This window comes from Nonomuraea sp. NPDC049129, from assembly GCF_040648495.1.
GTDB lineage: Bacteria > Actinomycetota > Actinomycetes > Streptosporangiales > Streptosporangiaceae > Nonomuraea.
In genome coordinates this window covers 879,739-896,917 of the sequence record NZ_JBEZDU010000002.1, presented here as the reverse complement: position 1 = coordinate 896,917, position 17,179 = coordinate 879,739, and the positions used below count along the sequence as shown (strand labels likewise).

At 67.6% G+C, this 17,179-nt stretch carries 21 protein-coding genes; 13 read left to right on the top strand and 8 right to left on the bottom strand.

Going from position 1 to position 17,179, the window contains the following annotated elements; translation table 11 throughout:
* Positions 1-6: 6 nt before the first annotated feature.
* The gene (locus AB0B64_RS09075; protein WP_357951008.1) at positions 7-885 is read right to left on the bottom strand and encodes an ROK family protein; all 879 of its coding nucleotides are present in this window, start codon (positions 883-885) and stop codon (positions 7-9) included.
* A gap of 66 nt (positions 886-951) precedes the next feature.
* On the opposite strand from AB0B64_RS09075, the gene AB0B64_RS09070 reads away from it, so the two are divergent.
* The 5 genes from AB0B64_RS09070 to AB0B64_RS09050 all read left to right on the top strand — a co-directional run bounded on the left by AB0B64_RS09070 (position 952) and on the right by AB0B64_RS09050 (position 4,418).
* Positions 952-1,758 (top strand): GNAT family N-acetyltransferase, encoded by an 807-nt coding sequence (locus tag AB0B64_RS09070; protein ID WP_357951005.1) that lies wholly within the window; start codon positions 952-954, stop codon positions 1,756-1,758.
* 56 nt (positions 1,759-1,814) lie between these two features.
* On the top strand, positions 1,815-2,825 hold the full coding sequence (locus AB0B64_RS09065; protein WP_357951002.1) for a phosphotransferase family protein: 1,011 nt from the start codon (positions 1,815-1,817) through the stop codon (positions 2,823-2,825).
* Between the two features lie 88 nt (positions 2,826-2,913).
* Positions 2,914-3,174, top strand: a complete 261-nt coding sequence (locus AB0B64_RS09060; RefSeq protein ID WP_357950999.1) for a hypothetical protein — start codon at positions 2,914-2,916, stop codon at positions 3,172-3,174.
* 56 nt (positions 3,175-3,230) lie between these two features.
* Positions 3,231-4,082 carry a helix-turn-helix transcriptional regulator gene (locus AB0B64_RS09055; RefSeq protein WP_358175896.1) on the top strand — a complete coding sequence of 284 codons (852 nt, stop codon included), beginning with the start codon at positions 3,231-3,233 and terminating at the stop codon, positions 4,080-4,082.
* A gap of 69 nt (positions 4,083-4,151) precedes the next feature.
* Positions 4,152-4,418 carry a hypothetical protein gene (locus AB0B64_RS09050; RefSeq protein ID WP_358175893.1) on the top strand — a complete coding sequence of 89 codons (267 nt, stop codon included), beginning with the start codon at positions 4,152-4,154 and terminating at the stop codon, positions 4,416-4,418.
* A gap of 35 nt (positions 4,419-4,453) precedes the next feature.
* Here the strand turns inward: AB0B64_RS09050 and AB0B64_RS09045 are convergent, their stop codons facing one another.
* The 4 genes from AB0B64_RS09045 to AB0B64_RS09030 are packed head-to-tail and all read right to left on the bottom strand — an operon-like array spanning position 4,454 to position 7,957.
* Positions 4,454-5,071 carry a TetR/AcrR family transcriptional regulator gene (locus AB0B64_RS09045; protein ID WP_358175890.1) on the bottom strand — a complete coding sequence of 206 codons (618 nt, stop codon included), beginning with the start codon at positions 5,069-5,071 and terminating at the stop codon, positions 4,454-4,456.
* 19 nt (positions 5,072-5,090) lie between these two features.
* The gene (locus tag AB0B64_RS09040) at positions 5,091-6,050 is read right to left on the bottom strand and encodes an ABC transporter substrate-binding protein (RefSeq protein ID WP_358175887.1); all 960 of its coding nucleotides are present in this window, start codon (positions 6,048-6,050) and stop codon (positions 5,091-5,093) included.
* Between the two features lie 10 nt (positions 6,051-6,060).
* Entirely contained in the window at positions 6,061-7,044 is a 984-nt protein-coding gene (locus AB0B64_RS09035) for an ABC transporter permease (RefSeq protein WP_358175884.1), read from the bottom strand.
* A 19-nt stretch (positions 7,045-7,063) separates the two neighbouring features.
* The gene (locus AB0B64_RS09030; protein ID WP_358175881.1) at positions 7,064-7,957 is read right to left on the bottom strand and encodes an ATP-binding cassette domain-containing protein; all 894 of its coding nucleotides are present in this window, start codon (positions 7,955-7,957) and stop codon (positions 7,064-7,066) included.
* A gap of 203 nt (positions 7,958-8,160) precedes the next feature.
* Here AB0B64_RS09030 and AB0B64_RS09025 point away from each other — a divergent pair, with 203 nt between their 5' ends.
* From AB0B64_RS09025 to AB0B64_RS09015, 3 genes are read left to right on the top strand one after another with little or no spacing between them, the layout of a single operon-like run.
* Positions 8,161-9,318 carry a hypothetical protein gene (locus tag AB0B64_RS09025; protein WP_358175878.1) on the top strand — a complete coding sequence of 386 codons (1,158 nt, stop codon included), beginning with the start codon at positions 8,161-8,163 and terminating at the stop codon, positions 9,316-9,318.
* Positions 9,315-10,634, top strand: coding sequence for a hypothetical protein (locus AB0B64_RS09020; RefSeq protein WP_358175877.1), 1,320 nt, complete (start codon positions 9,315-9,317; stop codon positions 10,632-10,634). The genes AB0B64_RS09025 and AB0B64_RS09020 overlap by 4 nt, the downstream gene beginning before the upstream one ends.
* Complete coding sequence (locus tag AB0B64_RS09015; RefSeq protein ID WP_357950980.1) at positions 10,631-11,020, top strand: hypothetical protein; 390 nt, start codon at positions 10,631-10,633, stop codon at positions 11,018-11,020. The genes AB0B64_RS09020 and AB0B64_RS09015 overlap by 4 nt, the downstream gene beginning before the upstream one ends.
* A 240-nt stretch (positions 11,021-11,260) precedes the next feature.
* Here the strand turns inward: AB0B64_RS09015 and AB0B64_RS09010 are convergent, their stop codons facing one another.
* Both AB0B64_RS09010 and AB0B64_RS09005 read right to left on the bottom strand, forming a co-directional pair.
* Positions 11,261-11,509, bottom strand: coding sequence for a hypothetical protein (locus tag AB0B64_RS09010; protein WP_357950978.1), 249 nt, complete (start codon positions 11,507-11,509; stop codon positions 11,261-11,263).
* Positions 11,510-11,621: 112 nt separating this feature from the next.
* Positions 11,622-12,020 carry a hypothetical protein gene (locus tag AB0B64_RS09005; RefSeq protein WP_358175874.1) on the bottom strand — a complete coding sequence of 133 codons (399 nt, stop codon included), beginning with the start codon at positions 12,018-12,020 and terminating at the stop codon, positions 11,622-11,624.
* A gap of 436 nt (positions 12,021-12,456) precedes the next feature.
* Here AB0B64_RS09005 and AB0B64_RS09000 point away from each other — a divergent pair, with 436 nt between their 5' ends.
* The 3 genes from AB0B64_RS09000 (at position 12,457) to AB0B64_RS08990 (ending at position 14,921) form a co-directional block, all read left to right on the top strand.
* On the top strand, positions 12,457-12,591 hold the full coding sequence (locus AB0B64_RS09000; RefSeq protein WP_357950973.1) for a hypothetical protein: 135 nt from the start codon (positions 12,457-12,459) through the stop codon (positions 12,589-12,591).
* A 20-nt stretch (positions 12,592-12,611) separates the two neighbouring features.
* Complete coding sequence (locus AB0B64_RS08995) at positions 12,612-12,986, top strand: PIN domain-containing protein (protein WP_358175871.1); 375 nt, start codon at positions 12,612-12,614, stop codon at positions 12,984-12,986.
* 651 nt (positions 12,987-13,637) lie between these two features.
* Positions 13,638-14,921 carry an MFS transporter gene (locus tag AB0B64_RS08990; RefSeq protein WP_358175869.1) on the top strand — a complete coding sequence of 428 codons (1,284 nt, stop codon included), beginning with the start codon at positions 13,638-13,640 and terminating at the stop codon, positions 14,919-14,921.
* 557 nt (positions 14,922-15,478) lie between these two features.
* On the opposite strand, the gene AB0B64_RS08985 is transcribed toward AB0B64_RS08990, so the two are convergent.
* A complete protein-coding gene (locus AB0B64_RS08985; RefSeq protein WP_358175867.1) occupies positions 15,479-16,051 on the bottom strand; it encodes an ATP-binding protein in 573 nt (190 codons plus the stop codon).
* A gap of 400 nt (positions 16,052-16,451) precedes the next feature.
* Between AB0B64_RS08985 and AB0B64_RS08980 the strand changes: the two genes are divergently transcribed.
* Both AB0B64_RS08980 and AB0B64_RS08975 read left to right on the top strand, forming a co-directional pair.
* Positions 16,452-16,829 carry a hypothetical protein gene (locus tag AB0B64_RS08980; protein ID WP_357950963.1) on the top strand — a complete coding sequence of 126 codons (378 nt, stop codon included), beginning with the start codon at positions 16,452-16,454 and terminating at the stop codon, positions 16,827-16,829.
* Between the two features lie 37 nt (positions 16,830-16,866).
* Positions 16,867-17,148 (top strand): helix-turn-helix domain-containing protein, encoded by a 282-nt coding sequence (locus AB0B64_RS08975; protein ID WP_358175864.1) that lies wholly within the window; start codon positions 16,867-16,869, stop codon positions 17,146-17,148.
* Positions 17,149-17,179 lie beyond the last annotated feature (31 nt).

Here is a 17,179-nt window from a genome sequence, read left to right as displayed (position 1 = left end):
TCAGAGTCATACGTGAGCCTCCTGGGCGCGCCAGCCCAGGAGGCCCGCGCCCAGGAGACCCGCGTGGACGCCGAGGGCCGAGACGCGCAGGGCCGGTGGACGACGGAAGGTGAGCAGGTCCGGCAGCCGTTCTCGGAGAGGCCCGATCAGAGTGTCGCCCGCCAGCGAGAGGCCGCCGCCGATGACGACCAGGTCCGGGTCGAGCAGCAGCGTGTACGTGGCCAGGGCCAGGGACAGCGCCTCCACCGCCTCGTCCCAGACCGCCACGGCCTGGGCGTCGCCCGTCAGCACGCGGGCGACCACGTCGGCGGCGGAGTTCTCGCCGCAGCGGGCCGCGATGGCCGAGGCCGAGGCGTACGCCGCCAGGCAGCCGCGCTGGCCACAGGCGCAGAGGAGACCGTCGGGCCGTACCGGGATGTGGCCGATCTGGCCGGCCCAGCCGGCGGCTCCGCCGTACAGGCTGCCGGAAAGGACCACCGCGCCCGCGATGCCGGTGCCGATGGGGAGGTACAGCACGTCTCCCGACCCGCCGCCGTACGCCAGTTCGGCCTCCCCCGCCGAGCGGACGTCGTGGCCGAGCGCGACCGGTAGGTCGACCTCGGTGAATGCCTCAACGGGGACGTCGCGCCAGCCGATCGCGGCAGAGAACACCGCGTGCGTCGCCGTCACCAGCCCCGGCACGGCCAGCCCCACCGCGACCGGCTCCAGAACCCCACCACCGGAAGAGCGTGCGCGGGACAGGTCCGTGACGAACGCCGAGATGGCGGCGATCACCCTTTCGGGGCCCTCGGCGCGCGGTGTGGCCCGGCGCTCCACGTACAGCGGAGTCCCGTCGCGGCCGACGAGGCCGCCCTTCAGCGTCGTCCCACCCACATCGACCGCCACCACGCATTCCACACGCCTAGTAAATCGTTTTGAACGAGCGGCCGAGGACCAGGAAAGATGTGCGGCATGAACCCGCGCCTGCTGTCCCGAGCCGACCTCGACGCCTGCACCCGCCTGGCCCAGGACCGCGAGTGGCCGCCCGAGCGGCACAAGTGGGGGCTGCTGTTCGAGGTCGGCGAGGTGTACGGGATCGACGCGCCCGACGGCGACGGCCTCGCCGCGACGACCATCCTGACCCGCTACGGCCACGACCACGCCGTGATCAGCATGGTCCTCACCGCCTCCAGGTACGGCAGGCAGGGATTGGCCGGCAAGCTGATGGAGCATGTGCTGCGGCAGGCGGGAGACCGCGTCGTCTGGCTGCACGCGACCGAGAACGGGCGCCCGCTGTACGAGCGGCTCGGCTTCCGTACCGTCGGCAGGGTCGCCGCGCATACCGGTGTCTTCCAGGGCGAGCGTTCCGGCCGGACCAGGCCCGCCACGCAGGAGGATCTCGGCGCGATCCTGGCGCTGGACGCGGAGGTGTTCGGCATGGACAGGTCGCCGCTGCTGCGCCGCATGTTCGGTTTCGGGGAGCAGGTACGGGTCGCCGAAGGCGGGTTCGGGCAGGCGTGGCGCAACGACGGCAACGTGGTCATCGGCCCTGTCGTGGCACGCGACCAGGCGACCGCCGAAGCGCTGATCGGCGACCTGGCCCTGGACATGGGCGGCGTCGTGCGACTGGATATCGACCTGGCCAAGGACGGCCTGATCAAGTGGGCGGATGCGCACGGGATCGGCAACCCGTGGCCGGTCTCGCTCATGGTGCTGGGCGGCGAGCTTCCTGGCGACCGGGCCCGCCAGTTCCTGCCGTACATGCAGGCGCTCGGTTGACCGGCCGAACGTGCCTCTCATAAGGTACTAGAACTTCATTCTACTAAAGGGCAGCGATGACCTCCACCCACATCGACGTCGGCGCCATCGACTTCGGCGCGCTCGGCGCCTGGATGGACGCCCAGGGCCTGCCCGGCGGCGACATCGGCGACGCCGTCCCGGTCCTCGGCGGCACGCAGAACGTCATGGTCCGCTTCGAACGCGGCGGCACCCCGTACATCCTGCGCAGACCGCCCCTGCACGCGCGGCAGCAGAGCAACGAGGTGCTGCGCCGGGAGGCGCGGGTGCTCGCGGCGCTGCGCGACACCCCGGTGCCCGCGCCGAGGCTGGTGGCCGCGCAGACGGCGGACGAGCCGGTCTACTACCTGATGGAGCCGGTCGACGGCTTCAACCCGTCGAACGGACTGCCTGAGCCGCACGCCTCCGACCCGGCGATCCGGCACCGGATGGGGTTGGAGGCGGCGGGCGCGCTGGCCGAGCTGGGACGCGTCGATCCCGCCGCGCTGCCCGGCTTCGGCCGGCCTGAGGGGTTCCTCGAACGGCAGGTGCCGCGCTGGCTCAGGGAGCTCGACTCGTACGGCCGGCTCGACGGCTACCCCGGACCCGACATCCCGCGCCTCGCCGAGACGGCCGAGTGGCTGGAGCGGCACCGGCCCGCGACGTTCACGCCGGGGGTCATGCACGGCGACTACCACTTCGCGAACCTGATGTTCGCCCACGACGGCCCCCGGGTGGCGGCGATCGTCGACTGGGAGATGTGCACCATCGGCGACCCGCTGCTCGACCTGGGCTGGCTGCTGGCCACCTGGCCATCGAACAACGAGCACGTCCCGGGCCTGCCACCGCCGGGAGAGCTCGTCGCCTACTACGCGGCGCTGTCGGAGCGCGACCTGTCGGCCATCGACTGGTACGCCGTGCTGGCCTGCTTCAAGCTGGGCATCGTGCTGGAGGGCACGCATGCCAGGGCCTGCGCGGGCCGGGCCCCCAAGGACATCGGGGATCGGCTGCACGCCACCACGCTGGCCCTGTTCGCGAGGGCCCAGGAGTTCATGGGAGGGCTGCTCTAAATACCGATTTTTCCCAAAACGATCACTTATGTCCGCCTGAGTCATACAATTGCGCGCAATTGCAGTTGATGCTCGGGGAAGGATAGATATGCGGATGCGGTTCCTCGGCTCCACCTCGGAGGCGGGCGCCTGCCCCACCCTGTACGAGACCGATCGGGGCACGATCGTCGTTCAGGGCCTCGAACTCACCGACAAAGAAGCACTCGCGGACCTTCGCGACATCCTCGATGGCGAGACGGCAGTGGAGGTACCCCGCGAGCTCATTACCGAAATAGCCCGCCGAGTCCTGGCCGAAACTCCGGTAACCGCTTTCCCGAGCAGGGACGGGACACCCCCAGCGACCGATTGATCACAATTGCAGACCGGGTCTGGCATGATCCACGCAACCCGGTCTAGCCTCATGCGGTGACGTCGTTTCAGCAGGCGCGCGTCGACCTCGGCAGCCAGCTCCGCCAGTTGCGCGAAGCCGCCCACCTTTCGGGCAAAGAGCTCGCCGAAAGGCTGCGGTGGCAGCCGTCGAAGGTCTCACGCCTGGAGAACGCCCGGCAGACCGCCACAGAGGACGACGTGGTCGTCTGGGCGGCTGCCGTACAGGCGTCTTCGGAGACGGCCGACGACCTGATCCGGCAGTCCATCGCGCTGCTGGAGCGGCACGACGACTGGAAGCAGCGGCACCGCAGCGGCCTGGCCGCGCTCCAGGAGGACATCCGCGACCTGGAGGCCCGCACCAAGCTCTTCCGGGTGTTCGAGCCGGCGATCGTCATCGGGCTGCTGCAGACCTCCGAGTACGCAAGGCACGTCTTCCGCAAGGTCAAGCGCCTCTACAGCGCCGCCGACCAGATCGACGCGGCCGTTCGCGTACGGATGCAGCGCCAGGAGATCCTCTATGACCGCAGCCGTACGTTCAGGTTCGTCGTGACGGAGTCGGCGCTGCGCACCCGGATCGCGCCGCTCGACGTCATGCACGGCCAGCTCGACCGGCTGCTGGCGGTGAGCACGCTGCCGAACGTGGAGTTCGGGGTCATCCCGTTCGACACCGAGATCCCCTCCTCGCCGATCAACGGGTTCTGGATCTACAACGAGGCCATGATCGGCCTGGCCACCATGACGAAGGACCTGGTGCTGCGCGACCCCGACGACATCGCCTTCTACGTGCGGGCGTTCGAGGACTACGCGAAGTGCGCCGAGTTCGACGAAGCTGGACGGGACGTCATCATCCGCATTCTTGACGGGTATCGGAAACAATCCTCACATTAACCATCGCAATTGCTTGCCTCCCACCACAAGATCGTGCAATTCTGTCGCGAGACGTTGCGGAGGTGATGCATGATGCTCGACACCGCGCTCAGCCTCGAGCGGTTCGCGTGGTATGCGCGACGACACGCCGACCTGGCGATTCAGAACGTCGCTCTTTCCAGCGACCCCGCTTATGTGTCCGTGCGCAATCGCTTCTCCGCGAACCTGGCCGAAACCGTCACCCTTTCCGAGGGCGGGAGTTTCCTCACCTCGTGGGGCTATCGGCTCGGCACGACGGACGACGTCGAGGGCGCGGCCGCCCGGCTGGCCTTCCTCCTGGCCGCACTGCCCGCGTAGCCCCTTTTTTAAGGCCCGTCGGGAAAGCGCCTTCCCTACTCGAACGACGAAGGCTCGATCCCGGCCTCTCTGGCCGCCGCCGTGTGCGCGTGGTCCAGCAGGCGGGAGCGGGTCAGGACCGCCGGGTGGAGCGTGTAGCGGATGACCAGGCCGTCCAGCATGGCGTCGATGCGCTCGGCCGAGGCCGCCGGGTCTTCGCAGCTGAACTCGCCTGACTCCGTACCGTCCGCGAGGACCTGAGCGAGGGCCCCCAGCCACGCCGACTCGAGCTCCAGCATGATCTCGCTGACCGCCGGCTCGCGGAGGGCGGTGTTCCAGGCGTCGATCCACAGCAGCCAGCTCTGGTCGGAACGGGACTCCGGGATGTAATAGCGGAGAACCCGGTCCAGGCGCTCGACCGCGGTGCCGGGGCCGGCCGCCAGCTCCCCCAGGCGGGCGCCCTCGATGTCGAGGGTGGCCCGCAGCATTGCGGTGATCAGCTCGTCCTTGGTGGCGAAGTGATAGTGGATGAGGCCGCCGCTGACGTTCACCGACTTGGCGATGTCGGCGATCCGGGTGTGGGCCAGGCCGCGCTCCAGGACCACCTTGCGGGTGGCCTCCAGGAGCTCGGCCCTGCGCTGGTCTGCCTGCTCGGCCCGGTTCGTACTCCGCACCGGGTCAGCCTATCGGCCCTCAGCAGCCGGCCTTGTAGAGGATCTTCTGGATCTCGGGGGTGTTCAGGTTCTGCTTGGTGACGATCGTGGCGTCGGTCGGGATGGAGGCGGTGACCGGCTGGCCCTTCACCGCGGCGACGGCCTGCTCGACGCCCTTGGCGCCGATCTCGCCGGGCAACTGGGCGATCAGGGCGGACACGACGCCGTCCTGGAGCTGCTTGACCTGTGCGGGACCGGCGTCGAAGCCGACCATCTTCACCTTGTCCAGCTTGCCCGCCTGCTGGAGCGCGGAGCCCGCGCCGGTGGCGGAGTTGAGGTTGGTGGCGAAGATGCCGGCCAGGTCCGGGTCCTTGGCCAGCGCGGCGTTGACGATCTTGGAGGCTTCGCTGACGTCATTGTGCGAGTACTGCACGCCGAGATAGGAGATCCCCGGGTGGCTGGCCTTGATCTCCTCCTCGAACCCCTTGATCCGGGCGTCCACCGAGCTGACACCCGGGTCGGTGGAGATGACCAGCGCCTTGCCCTTGTCGCCGATCTGCTCGGCCAGCGCCTTCGCGGCGGCGGCGCCGCCCTTGACGTTGTCGGTACTGATCCGGGACAGCCCGATGCTCGGGTCCTCGACCACCGTGTCCACCAGAATGATCTTGATGTCCTGCTGCTTGGCCTGGGTGAGCGGCGCGATCAGCGCCTTCACGTCGGTCGGCGCGATCAGCATGGCGTTGGGCTTGCTGGCGATCACCGAGTTGACGATCGGCGTCTGCAACGTCGGGTCGAACTTCTGCGGCCCCTGTACGTCGAGCTGCACACCCAGCTCCTTGGCCTTGGCCTTCGCGCCACAGGCCATGGTCTCGTAGAACTCCTCGCCGGCCAGCCCCTGGACGAGCGTTATCTTGGTGGGCCCACTCTGGGTTGATGTCCCACCACCACCACAAGCCGCGACGGTGAACAACAGCGTCGCGAGTGCCAGAGCCTTACGCATGCCTGTCTCCTTACTGGTCGCGCCTGCCGCGCTGCCACTGGTCGACATAGACGGCGGCGACGAGCACGGCGCCCACCACCACCTGCTGCCAGAACGGCCGCACCCCGAGAATCTGGAACCCGTTCTGCAGCACCACCGGGATGAACACCCCGATGACGGTCCCGACCACGGTCCCCACGCCGCCGAACAGCGAGGTGCCGCCGATCACCACGGCCGCGATGGCCTGCAGGTTGTCGGTGGAGTGGGCGGAGACGCCGGTGATCCCGTACTTGGCGAGCGACAGGTACCCGGCCAGGCCCGCCAGCAGCCCCGCCAGGCCGTACACCTTGATCAAATGTTTGTTCACGGCCACGCCGCCACGGCGGGCCGCCTTGGCGTTGGAGCCGATCGCGTACGTGTGACGGCCGAACCGGGTGCGTGTCAGCGTGACGCCGAGCACGGCGGTGATCGCGGCGCAGATCCACGCGATCACCGGCACGCCGAGCCAGCGCGCCAGCCCCAGGCCGAGGTTGAGGTCGCCGGGCGCGCGCAGGTCCACGCCGCCGGTCAGCAGCAGCGCGCCGCCCAGCGACATGCCCAGCGTGCCGAGCGTCACGATCAGCGCAGGAATGCGGCCCTTGGCGATCAGAAAGCCGTTCAGCAGCCCCCAGGCCAGGCCGGTCAGTACGGCGGTGGCGGCGCCGAGCAGGAGTGAGCCGGTGGCGTCCATGAGCTTGGTGGCCGCGACCGCGCTGAACACCAGCACACCGCCGACGGAGAGGTCTATGCCCGCGGTGATGATCACGTAGGTCATGCCGGTGGCGAGGAGGAGCAGGATGGCGGCGTCGCTGACGAGGTTGAGGAGGTTGAAGGAGGTGGCGAAGCTGGTTGGGCGCAGGATCGAGAAGAGGACCAGGAGGGCGGCTAGGACGGCGGCGATCCAGATGACTTGGCGGTCGCGCAGGCGGGTCTTCTCGGGGGCGCTCGCTTCGGGCGGCGTTTCAACTACGCTCACTTGGGCCTCCGCACAACGCTCACCTTTGTATTTCCGGCTGGTCGGTCGTCGCTTGCTCAGCGGCTTGGCCCTCCGCTGGCTCAGCGGCTTGGCCTTTGACCGGCTCAGTCGCTTGACCGGAGGCTTGCTCAGCGCCTTGACCCGAGAGCGCTTCCTCAGTGGCTTGTTCGATGGCGCCCGTCATGGCGCCGACCAGATCCTCCATCGAGACCCGCGCCGTCTCGAACCTGGCCACCCGCCGCCCGAGCCGCAGCACCTCAACCCGATCAGACACTGCCTTGACGTCCTGCATGTTGTGACTGACCAGCACCACCGCCACCCCGGTGTCCCGCACCCGGCGGATGAGATCGAGCACCTTCTGCGTCTGCACCACCCCGAGCGCGGCGGTCGGCTCGTCCATGAACACCACCCTGCGCGCCCACGTCACCGCCCGCGCGACCGCGACCCCCTGCCTCTGCCCACCCGACAACGTGGAAACAGGCGCACTCTGCGATTTGAGCCGCACCCCGAGCGTTTCACAGGCCTCTCTGGTACGGGCGCGCATGGCCGCGTTGTCGAGCAGCCCGAGCCGACCGCGCAGCCCCTTGTGAAGCAGTTCCCTGCCGAGAAAGAAATTGGCCGCCGGGCTCAGATCAGCACACAGCGCGAGATCCTGATAGACCGTCTCGATCCCGGCATCCCTGGCCTCCTCCACCGACCCGAACTCCACCGGCTCGCCATCCACGACGATCTCACCGGCGTCCGGCCCTTCGGCGCCCGAAAGGATGTTGACCAGCGTCGACTTCCCGGCGCCGTTGTCACCGACCAACGCGACGACCTCGCCGGGGAGCAGCGCGAAGTCCGCGCCGCGCAGCGCCTCCACGTGGCCGTAACTCTTGACGATCCCGCGGGCTTCCAGCAGCGGTGCGGACATAGAACTATCAAGTGCCGCGTATGACATCGTTGTCAACCCCGATCTTCACACGGCTTGGCATGGCCTCGTACGAAGTGCGCAACCATGCGTGACGATGACGATCGACCTTAGTGAAGATCATCGCCCGGGCACTCATCTCCCAGCTCCGTCTGCCAGGATTCGAGCTACCCGATCTATTCGATCTAGGAGAAGGGAGTCTCGACATGGCAGTGACCAACACTGGGATACGGCGATTACTCGCGGACTCGGGAGAGCAGCGCGGGTGGGTGTCACCCAGAACGGACCTGGTCACCGCGCTGCTGGGCGTCTGGTTCGGCATCGGCTTGATGATCGACGCCTGGGCGCACTCGAACCTGACGCAGCTGGAGACGTTCTTCACGCCTTGGCATGCGGCGTTCTATTCGGGGTTCGCCGTGGTCTCCGGCTGGATCATCTGGCAGGTATGGCGCAACGTCCAGACCGGCCGCCAGGGGGTCGCGGCGGTGCCCACCGGCTACCTGGCCGGGCTGCTCGCGATTCCCGGGTTCGCCGTCTTCGGGCTCCTGGACATGATGTGGCACACCTTCCTCGGCATCGAGACCACCATCAACATCCTGTTCAGCCCCTCGCACCTCGGGCTGATCGTGACGATGCTCCTCATCATCACCACACCGCTCCGCTCCGCATGGAACGCCCCCGACCTGGGCCCGCGCCCTTCGCTCGGCCGGATGCTCCCGGCGCTGATCGGGCTCGCGTTCGCCACCACGCTGGTGACGCTGTTCCTGGGGTACGCCGACGCCCTCCAGTGGGGCCCGCAGGGCATTGTCAGGGCCTTCTCCGACATGCACGACCAGGGCGCCGACCGGCTGGCCAGCGGCATGGTCATCAGCAACGTCGTCACGCTCGCCCCCGTACTGCTGCTGGCGCGCCGCTGGCGCCTTCCGTTCGGCAGCGTGACCATCCTGCACGCGGTGGGCATCCTGATGTCGGGCGCGCAGACCGCGTTCGGGAACCTGCCGGTGCTGCTGACGTTCGTGGCCGCGGGCCTCGTGAGCGATCTGCTGATTCTGTGGCTGAAGCCCTCGGGCGAGCGACGGGGCGCTTACTGGGCGTTCGCCGGGTTGTCGGGCTTCCTCACCTGGTCGCTGTACATCGGGGCGGCGTCGGTGGCGGGCGGCGGGCTGCCCACTGTCACCGAGTTGTGGACCGGCGCGCCGGTCGTGGCCGGACTGGTCGGGCTCGCGCTCGGGGCGCTGTTCCTGCCCAACGCGGTCACTGCCGAGCCTGTTCGGCCCAGCGCGGCCGACGCGGAGCCGGTTCCGCCCAGCACGGCCGACGCCGAGCCGGTTCCGCCCAGCACGGCCGACGCCGACCGGGCATGATCCGAGTCCTCCGGGTCCTCTGTCTGGCCGCCGTACTGATGCTGGCGGGCGCCGCTCCGGCCGCCGCGCACAATGTCACGGTCGGAGCGGATCTGCGGATCGCCCAGACGATCGCGGGCACGGAGCTCACCATCGTGATCAAGGGTACGAAGCGGGTGCCCGGGCCTTTGCAGGTCGGTGTCATCGCCTTCCAGCCGGTGACCGACCTGCCGGTCGCCCTGGAGCTGCGCTCGGTCGCGGACGGGCGTACGGTGACGGGCGTGGCGCGGGCCGCGTACGAGCCTCAGTACACGCAGCTCACGGTGGACCGGACGGGCCCGCACGAGCTCACGCTACGGGCGGGGAACGAGACCGCCGTGGTGCCGTTCCGCGTCCTGGTGGACCGCGGGTCGGCGATAGAGCTACTGATCTACGGCGGCCTGCTGGTGGCGGCCCTACTGATGATCGGCGGCCTACTCACCGGAGCACTGGCCCGCCGCAATCAGGCGATGCTACTGAGCGGCGGCGCCGCGATCGGTTTGACGGTCGCCGCCATGGTCGTCATCTTCGAGCCACTACTCCCCGCCGCCCCACCCGACGGCGCCCCACCCACGGTGGCGCCGACGGTGGGAGCGGGTGCGGGAGCTGGGGCAGCGTCGGGGGCGCAGACCGGCGGCCGCCCGTTCGCGCAGGGCCGGATGGCGACGCTCCCGGCCCGCCCGGCCGCCGGAGAGGAGTTCACGTTACGGCTCGACCTGGTCGACGGCTCCACCGGCAGGCCCGTGGACGACCTCGTCCTGCACCATGAGGCCCTCGCCCACGTGATCGTCACAAGCGAGGACGGGCGCTATTTCCGCCATATACATCCGCTGCGCACGGCACCGGGCCGGCTGGAGGTCAAGATGCGAGCCGACCGGCCGGGCCGGTATCTGGCGTACGCCGAACTGGAGCGCGAGGATTCCGGCGGGCAACTCATCACCGGCGAGTTCAGCATCAGCGGCGACACTTCTGTTGGGGCGGAGACGCCCGTTGAGACCGTCACGCCGCTCATGCAGCCCGCCGCTCCCGTCGCGGGCCGCCCAACGACGATCGAACTCAATACGTCCGGCACCCCACGCCCCTGGCTGGGCATGACCGGCCACCTGATCGTCCGCAGCCAGGACGGCACTTTCCTCGGCCACGTACACGAGATGGGTACGCCCGGCCCCCGGCTCCGCTTCACCTTCAGCTTCCCGTCGGCTGGCCGCTACCTCGCCTGGGCGCAGTACGCGACCGGCGACCACATCGTGACCGCGCCTTTCACCATCAACGTCACGGCATCGGGAGCCGCGCAGTGAAGCGGGCTGCGGTGGCCGTCGCCGTTCTAGCGGTGGCAGTGGTGACGTTCCTCATCGTCGGAAGAAACTCGGCCCCCGACCCGCTCCAGGTGACCGCCAGGGGAACGCACTACGCCGCCACCGTCTCAATCGACCGACCGACCACGGGACGCGTCGTCGTGGACGTGCGGCTGACTTCAGGTGACGCGAACAGCGCGGCCCTGTCCGCGGTGATGCCCACCATGGGGCATGCCATGCCGGAGATCACCGCCCGGAAGCCGGAACCCAGCCACTTCGTCGCCGAGGGCGAGTTCTTCCCGATGACCGGTGTCTGGGAGCTCTCAATCCGGCTGAACGGACCTGCGGGCGAGGAGGTACTGACCGTGAACGCGCCGATCACCGGCTGATCGGCGCGCGACCGGTCAGCCGCTACGTCAGAGCTTCAGCTCCTGCTCTTCTGGGCGCACGAGATCACCTCATTGTCCGGCAGATGACGCGAGCTGAATTACCTGGTTCCACTCAGATCGGTAGAGCGTGGCCGGCAATGAGAACCATTGATCGTACTCACCGTCCACCGCCCCTCCTTGCGCGACATAGACAAGTTCATCGGATTGCCAGATCAAAATATGCCAACCTTGATCCATGTCCTAATAGGGCGACTCAATCGATCCGATTGGAATATCAGCCAGCGACCATTCGCTGATTTCTGCCTTTACATTTCCCCACCACGGAAACCGGACAGTAATATTAAGCCCAGGGGCGAGAAAGCGAATCGATGACTCCACTCCCTCGCCAGTCAGCTCGACAGTGAAGTCCACCGCGAACGGAAATGCCTTAAGATCAAGGTAGCGGAGCTCGTCAAAGCTGTTGACCTGAAGTTCTGTCGCGCCTGCCATGAACATCCTTCACTTTCAGCGCCTCACGGATCAACGATCGTGTAACCGGATCTACGAATTCAACCTGGGCACTGCCGCCATCGCCTCAACGCGATATTCACGCCGCAGGGAATCACTCCAGCGCATGTTCGATGCACAAGATAATATCTTCGAGATCTTCCATTGAATCCCGAGAATAATCTGGGCGGCTTTCCGCAAAGTACAGGATGGCTTCCGAGTCGGTCCGCCAGCCTCCGCGACCAAACGTCTCCGACAGTTCTCTTGGGATTAGAACCCAGTTGCGATCAGTCTGCTCCAACAGCCAGCCGACCCTTCCGCGGAAGGCGTTTACCGCGAGAGCGAACCGTTCTTCAAGAGGCTCGTCCCCTTGCTTGAACCGCCACACCAGCAACGGCGGACGCGGTTTTCCGTCAAGCGTTGGCCCAACTGCAATTCGCGCCCATTCCACTTCGCCTACCAGACCAAGAAGAGCCATGATTCGCGCTACAGCAGATCGATCATCCGCTTCCATTTTCGGAGCATACCAAGGTTAGCCTCGATTCTTCAGTGGGCTTTGTTCTCTGAGTCTCTCCGCGGTTTGCCCGTAATGTCCCCGATGCGGTTGGGGCGGGCCATCGCGTGACGCTGCGGGGCGCCGGCTTCCACAGGCCCGGTGAGGCTCCTTTCTGGATCGTTGTGGTGGGGACCGGCTCTCAGGTGAGAGCGGGCAGGTCGGTGAGGCGCCGCCAGGTCAGGACGAAGGCCTGTGCCCAGGGCCAGGTCCGGTCGATGCACAGGTAGCGGTGGCGGGCGTGATGACTCAGCCGGGCGGACAGGTGATCGGCGCACGATCGGTCAGCATGGCGCGAGATCCTGGTAGACGGCGGTCCAGATCTATCAGCTTGCACAGCCCACGCCCGAACCTGCTCGCGAAAACGGTAGGAACGTCTTCCTACCGTGCGTGACACGTGACCCAGGGCCGCGCCGCTGCGCGCGAACTGGTGGCGGAGTACGAGAGCGAGCACGGCAAACTCCCCGAGGAGTCGAGGCAGCGCGCCCGCCAGTTCATCATGAAGGCCGGACTGCTGGACGACGAGCCGTGATCGGCGATCGGGTAGTGCGCATGATCGTCTATGACACCGGCACCCTGCTGGCCGCCGAGCGCCGCAACCCGGACTTCCTCGCCCCGCACGACAAGCTCACCGCCGCACACATCCGCCCCATCGTGCCTGTCGTCGTCCTCGCCCAAACCTGGAGAGGCGGACCGCAACACCAGATCTCAAGGGTGCTCAAGGGCTGCGACATTCTCCCCAGCGACCAGCGCACCGGTCGCGCCGCTGGCCTCGCCTGCGGGGCCGCGGGAACCTCCGACGTAGCCGACGCGATCGTCGTCGCCACCGCCGTCCAGCACCAAGCCTCCCTGGTCACCAGCGACCCCGACGACCTGACCCACCTCGCCGACTCCATCGGCGTCAAACTCCGCCTCTTCACCATCTGACCGCCACGGCCGGTCAGCACCACGGAGGGCGGTGGAGCGGGCTTTGGCCGGCGCCCTGCCCGGGTTAGGGCTGATCCGCCCAGGGGATCTCGACTTCCTCGCAAGCGACGGACAACATCCGGGAATCGTCCGTCGGTTGACCACGCTGGGCGGATGCGACCGGCGACCGCATCGACTGCGCCCTTCACCATCGACGTCACGCGCGCCTGGCCTCCTCGACGGGCCCAGACGCGATCGGCTTACCGTCCAGGGCGATCTCGCCCGAAAGCGCATTATGAGCGCATGGACTGCTCTTCATTGGCACGGCCATACCAACATGTCCCACGGATGTGAGGAGCGCGGGGGCGACGAAGTCGCCGCCGCCCGCCTGTCAGCGGTCATGTGGAAATCTTGGTAAGCGGACACATCATGCCTGGTAGATGGCCAGGTGCCTCCCGGTGGGCGGACGTAGGCGGTCCAGGTAGGCGGACAGCAATCGGGCACGATGGCGGCCGAGCGCGAGTCGGACTGCGCCAATTTGCGTTGACAGCACGCCGCCGACCTCAGCAGTATCTCGACGAACAGTCGTATGCGATCCAGTGAGAAGGACGGAACGAATCATGCGCGGACTCGTGTGCCCAGAAGCCACCGCCGACCTGCACACGAGGAGCCATGAGCCGTTCGAACCCGCCGACGCCCGCAGGACCTGACGCCTCTCACGAGCACCCGCACCCCGGACCCCGCGTCCTCGCCCGCCGCTTCCTGGTCTGGAACTTCCTGCGGGCAGTGCTACACAACGGCTGGTGGCTCGTCACCAGCCTCTATATGGCTATCGATGCGGGCCTGTCCCCTGCGCAGCTGCTGCTCATCGCCGCCGCGCAGGGGGTGGCGAGCATCCTCTTCGAGGTCCCGGCCGGGGTTGTGGCCGACACCCTCGGCCGCAAGAAGGCGATCGTCGCGTCGCACGTCCTGATGGCCACCGCCATGGCGGTCACCGGCCTGTTCCCCAGCTTCGTCCCGCTGATGCTGGCCCAGATGCTGTGGGGCATCTCCTGGACCTTCACCAGCGGATCGGACATTGCCTGGGCGACCGACGAGATTGACCGGCCCGACCGCATACACCTCCTGATCGCCGCTCAGGCCCGATGGCAGATGATCGGCGCAGGGGCCGGGATCGTCGCGTTCGGCGTCTTCGCGGCCATCGTGGACCGCCCGACAGCCATCGTCTGCGCGGGCGTCCTGATGCTCCTGCTGGGGGCGTGGTTCACCGGGGCCTTCCCCGAGAAGAACTTCGTCCGCGTCCGCAAGGACCACCTCAAGGCCGCCCTCGGTATCGCCCGCCGAGGCGCACACCTGGCGGTCACCGATCGCACCATCCTCATGCTGGTCGTCGTCACCGTCCTGGTGAACGGCGCGGCCGACACGTTCGGCCGGATCTACCCGGTACACCTCGCCGACCTCGGCCTCCCCCCAGGCGCCTCCGGCATGGCCTGGTTCACCGCGATCAACCTGGCCGTCTACGCCACTGCGGCCCTCGCCCTCGCCGCCGCCCAGCGCCGACTCGACTCCGATGGCGGCGCCCGCACCTCCCTGGCCCTTTCCTGTCTTACCGGGCTGGTCAGCCTCGTCCTCCTCGGCTCGGCGTCGAGCCTCCCCCTCGCGGTCGCCGCCGTGATCACCACGAACGGCATCGCCATGCCCCTGGTGCGGACCGTCACCACCATTTGGGTCAACCGTCGCACCACCAGCGACATCCGGGCCACCACCCATTCCTTCCTGGCGCAGGCCGAGTACACCGGCGAAATCCTCTGCGCCGCCGCCCTCGCCGCCCTCGCCGGGACCTTCGGAACCGGCGGCACCATGCTCCTCGCCGCAACACTCTTCGCGGCCGGCGCAGGGGCCGTCGCCCTCAACTGGTCTCGAACGAAAAGCCCGAGCGAGGGAGTGTCGACTTGAAGGCTGATCTTGGCGGCTGGGCGGCGGTAACCGGCAACTGACGACCTGGAAACGCCCGAAACCCGGGGGCTCCTGACCTGGGAACGGTCACCAGCATCTGAAACACCATCGCGTGTCGGCCCGGCACTGTGATCATGTCAACGATCGGGCTGTGATGAGGGCACCGGGAGTCAGGCGCTGCGGACGAGGGCGTAGCCCGCAGGTTCCACCAAGCTGCGCAGAGCTGTGTGCCCGATGCCGGAGACGTGGCGAGGAGGACCTTGCGGCCCTGATCGCCGTGGCCCTACGGCGAGTGCCGAGGTCAGCGATCGTGACGGCCTCAGCTTGAAGCCCTTCGAAGGCCACGAGGTGCTCATTCGATGGCCGTCCGCCGGGACGCGTGGTGTCCGTCTGCCGGGAGGTCGCGTGGCCATGGATCTGGATCGTCATGGCCGTCTACCTGGGGGAACTCGTGTCCGTTCACACCGCCCGTGCCGTTCACCCCTACGGGCCTGGAGAGCACCTCCTACGCCAAGGAGGACGGCAAATGCAGGATGGCGGCGTCGGGATCGTACGGTTTACGGTCCCTCGGGCACGTCCTCTTCTGCTACCAGACTCTTACGTAGAGGTTGGTGACGGGAATGCGGTTCCAGACTGCGGCTGAACCAGATGGTCTTCCCCATACCGCAGGGGACCGGTTCGTACTGCCATTCGTCCGTGAGAGCAGCCACGATCGACAGGCCGCGGCCGTGGTCTGAGTCGTGTCGGACCATGAGACATCGAGGTCGTCCAGCACCCTGGTCATAGACGTGCCCGGTCAGCGCCTCGGGGGTTAGGCCCAAGTACAGCCTGATCGGAGGGGCTCCGTGGATCAGCGCGTTGGTGACCAACTCGCTGATGACCAGAGTGATGTCGTCGATCAGGTCGTGCAGATTCCACGAGGTGAGGGTGTCGCGAACCAGATCGCGAGCCTGCCCGATGATGACTGAATCATCAGGCAGGTCCCAGTGCAGGGCCTGCTCGACATGCACAGGGCTCGCCATCAGGCCACTCAGAGACCACGTCGGCGGATGGCAGAGGTACTTGGGCACAGCATCTGACTTGCGGAAAGGCCTACGGAAGCGCTTGAGGAAGCCGAGCGTGAACGCCATGAGCACGTACCGTTCAGTATCAGTGGCTGTGAATGGGTGCGCTGGTAGCCCCCGTCAGGCATGCGGGCACCACGGGGGCATCCGTGTGCCCGACGACGGGGCCTGCCAGCGTCTATGGGCGCGGGTTGGGGGCGAGGTAGGCGGCTCCACGCCATATCTCCCTGCCAGTGGCGGGTGGCAATTCGGCCAAGGGGCGACTACCCAGTTCGTGGTAGCGGGCGGCGAGCCGTTCCGCTGCGGCCTGGACAGTGACGGCGTACGTTCAGAGCGGCGTGGGGCGCTCACAGGCGTTGGGGACGAGCCACCAGAGCCGGGTCCCGTCGGTGTGGACCAGAAGGCCGATGCAGATCGAGATGATGACCTGGTCGCCTCGTAGTGGCAGAGCGAACGCAGGGATGTTGTGCTGCCGAGCAAGGGTCTGGATGAGCTCGCCCAGGCCATCCAGGTCAAACGCCGCCGCACCGACCACAAGACCGGCAAGACCATCATCGTGACCATCTACGCCGTCACCAGCCTCCCACCGGGACGGATCACACACGCACAGCTCGCCGGGCTGATCCGCGGACACTGGAGCATCGAAGCCCTGCACCACATTCGCGACGTCACCTACCGCGACGACACCTCCAAAATCCGCACCGGCACCGCACCCCGAATCATGGCCACCCTCCGCAACCTGGCCATCGGCCTGGCCCGCCTCATCGGCTGGACCAACATCGCCGCCGCCACCGACCACTACCGCAGCCACCCCGCCGACGAACCCCAGCTACACACAGCTTGAATGCGTAGTGTCTTAGCGTCGTGACGGATCGCTTCGGGTGCGGTACGACCGTGGGCTGCGGTATGGGCAGAGGGGTGAGTACACGCCCGCTGAGCAGGAGCGGCGGGAGCGTGTACGGCTGCAGGCGGCCGAGTGGTTCGAGGCCGGAGAATCGACCAGGGCGGTGGCCGCCTGGTTACGGATGCACGGGCGGCCGGTGACGCGCTGGCGTAAGGCCTGGCGGGAGGGCGGCGCTGAGGCGTTGCGGTCCAAGGGGCCGGTCTCGGCGGAGAGCTTGTCGGCGGGGCAGTGGGAGGGGTTGGATGCCGAGTTGCGGTAAGTCTACGGTAAACAGAGCGCGATTACACCAG

Bases quoted from the DNA above. Each gene is read 5' to 3' on its own strand.
- AB0B64_RS09040 (WP_358175887.1), bottom strand. From the start codon at position 6,050: ATGCGTAAGGCTCTGGCACTCGCGACGCTGTTGTTCACCGTCGCGGCT.
- AB0B64_RS08985 (WP_358175867.1), bottom strand. From the start codon at position 16,051: ATGGCGTTCACGCTCGGCTTCCTCAAGCGCTTCCGTAGGCCTTTCCGC.
- AB0B64_RS09010 (WP_357950978.1), bottom strand. From the start codon at position 11,509: ATGGCAGGCGCGACAGAACTTCAGGTCAACAGCTTTGACGAGCTCCGC.
- AB0B64_RS09005 (WP_358175874.1), bottom strand. From the start codon at position 12,020: ATGGAAGCGGATGATCGATCTGCTGTAGCGCGAATCATGGCTCTTCTT.
- AB0B64_RS09030 (WP_358175881.1), bottom strand. From the start codon at position 7,957: ATGTCCGCACCGCTGCTGGAAGCCCGCGGGATCGTCAAGAGTTACGGC.
- AB0B64_RS09050 (WP_358175893.1), top strand. From the start codon at position 4,152: ATGATGCTCGACACCGCGCTCAGCCTCGAGCGGTTCGCGTGGTATGCG.
- AB0B64_RS09065 (WP_357951002.1), top strand. From the start codon at position 1,815: ATGACCTCCACCCACATCGACGTCGGCGCCATCGACTTCGGCGCGCTC.
- AB0B64_RS09020 (WP_358175877.1), top strand. From the start codon at position 9,315: ATGATCCGAGTCCTCCGGGTCCTCTGTCTGGCCGCCGTACTGATGCTG.
- AB0B64_RS08995 (WP_358175871.1), top strand. From the start codon at position 12,612: ATGATCGTCTATGACACCGGCACCCTGCTGGCCGCCGAGCGCCGCAAC.
- AB0B64_RS09070 (WP_357951005.1), top strand. From the start codon at position 952: ATGAACCCGCGCCTGCTGTCCCGAGCCGACCTCGACGCCTGCACCCGC.
- AB0B64_RS09060 (WP_357950999.1), top strand. From the start codon at position 2,914: ATGCGGATGCGGTTCCTCGGCTCCACCTCGGAGGCGGGCGCCTGCCCC.
- AB0B64_RS09025 (WP_358175878.1), top strand. From the start codon at position 8,161: ATGGCAGTGACCAACACTGGGATACGGCGATTACTCGCGGACTCGGGA.
- AB0B64_RS08990 (WP_358175869.1), top strand. From the start codon at position 13,638: ATGAGCCGTTCGAACCCGCCGACGCCCGCAGGACCTGACGCCTCTCAC.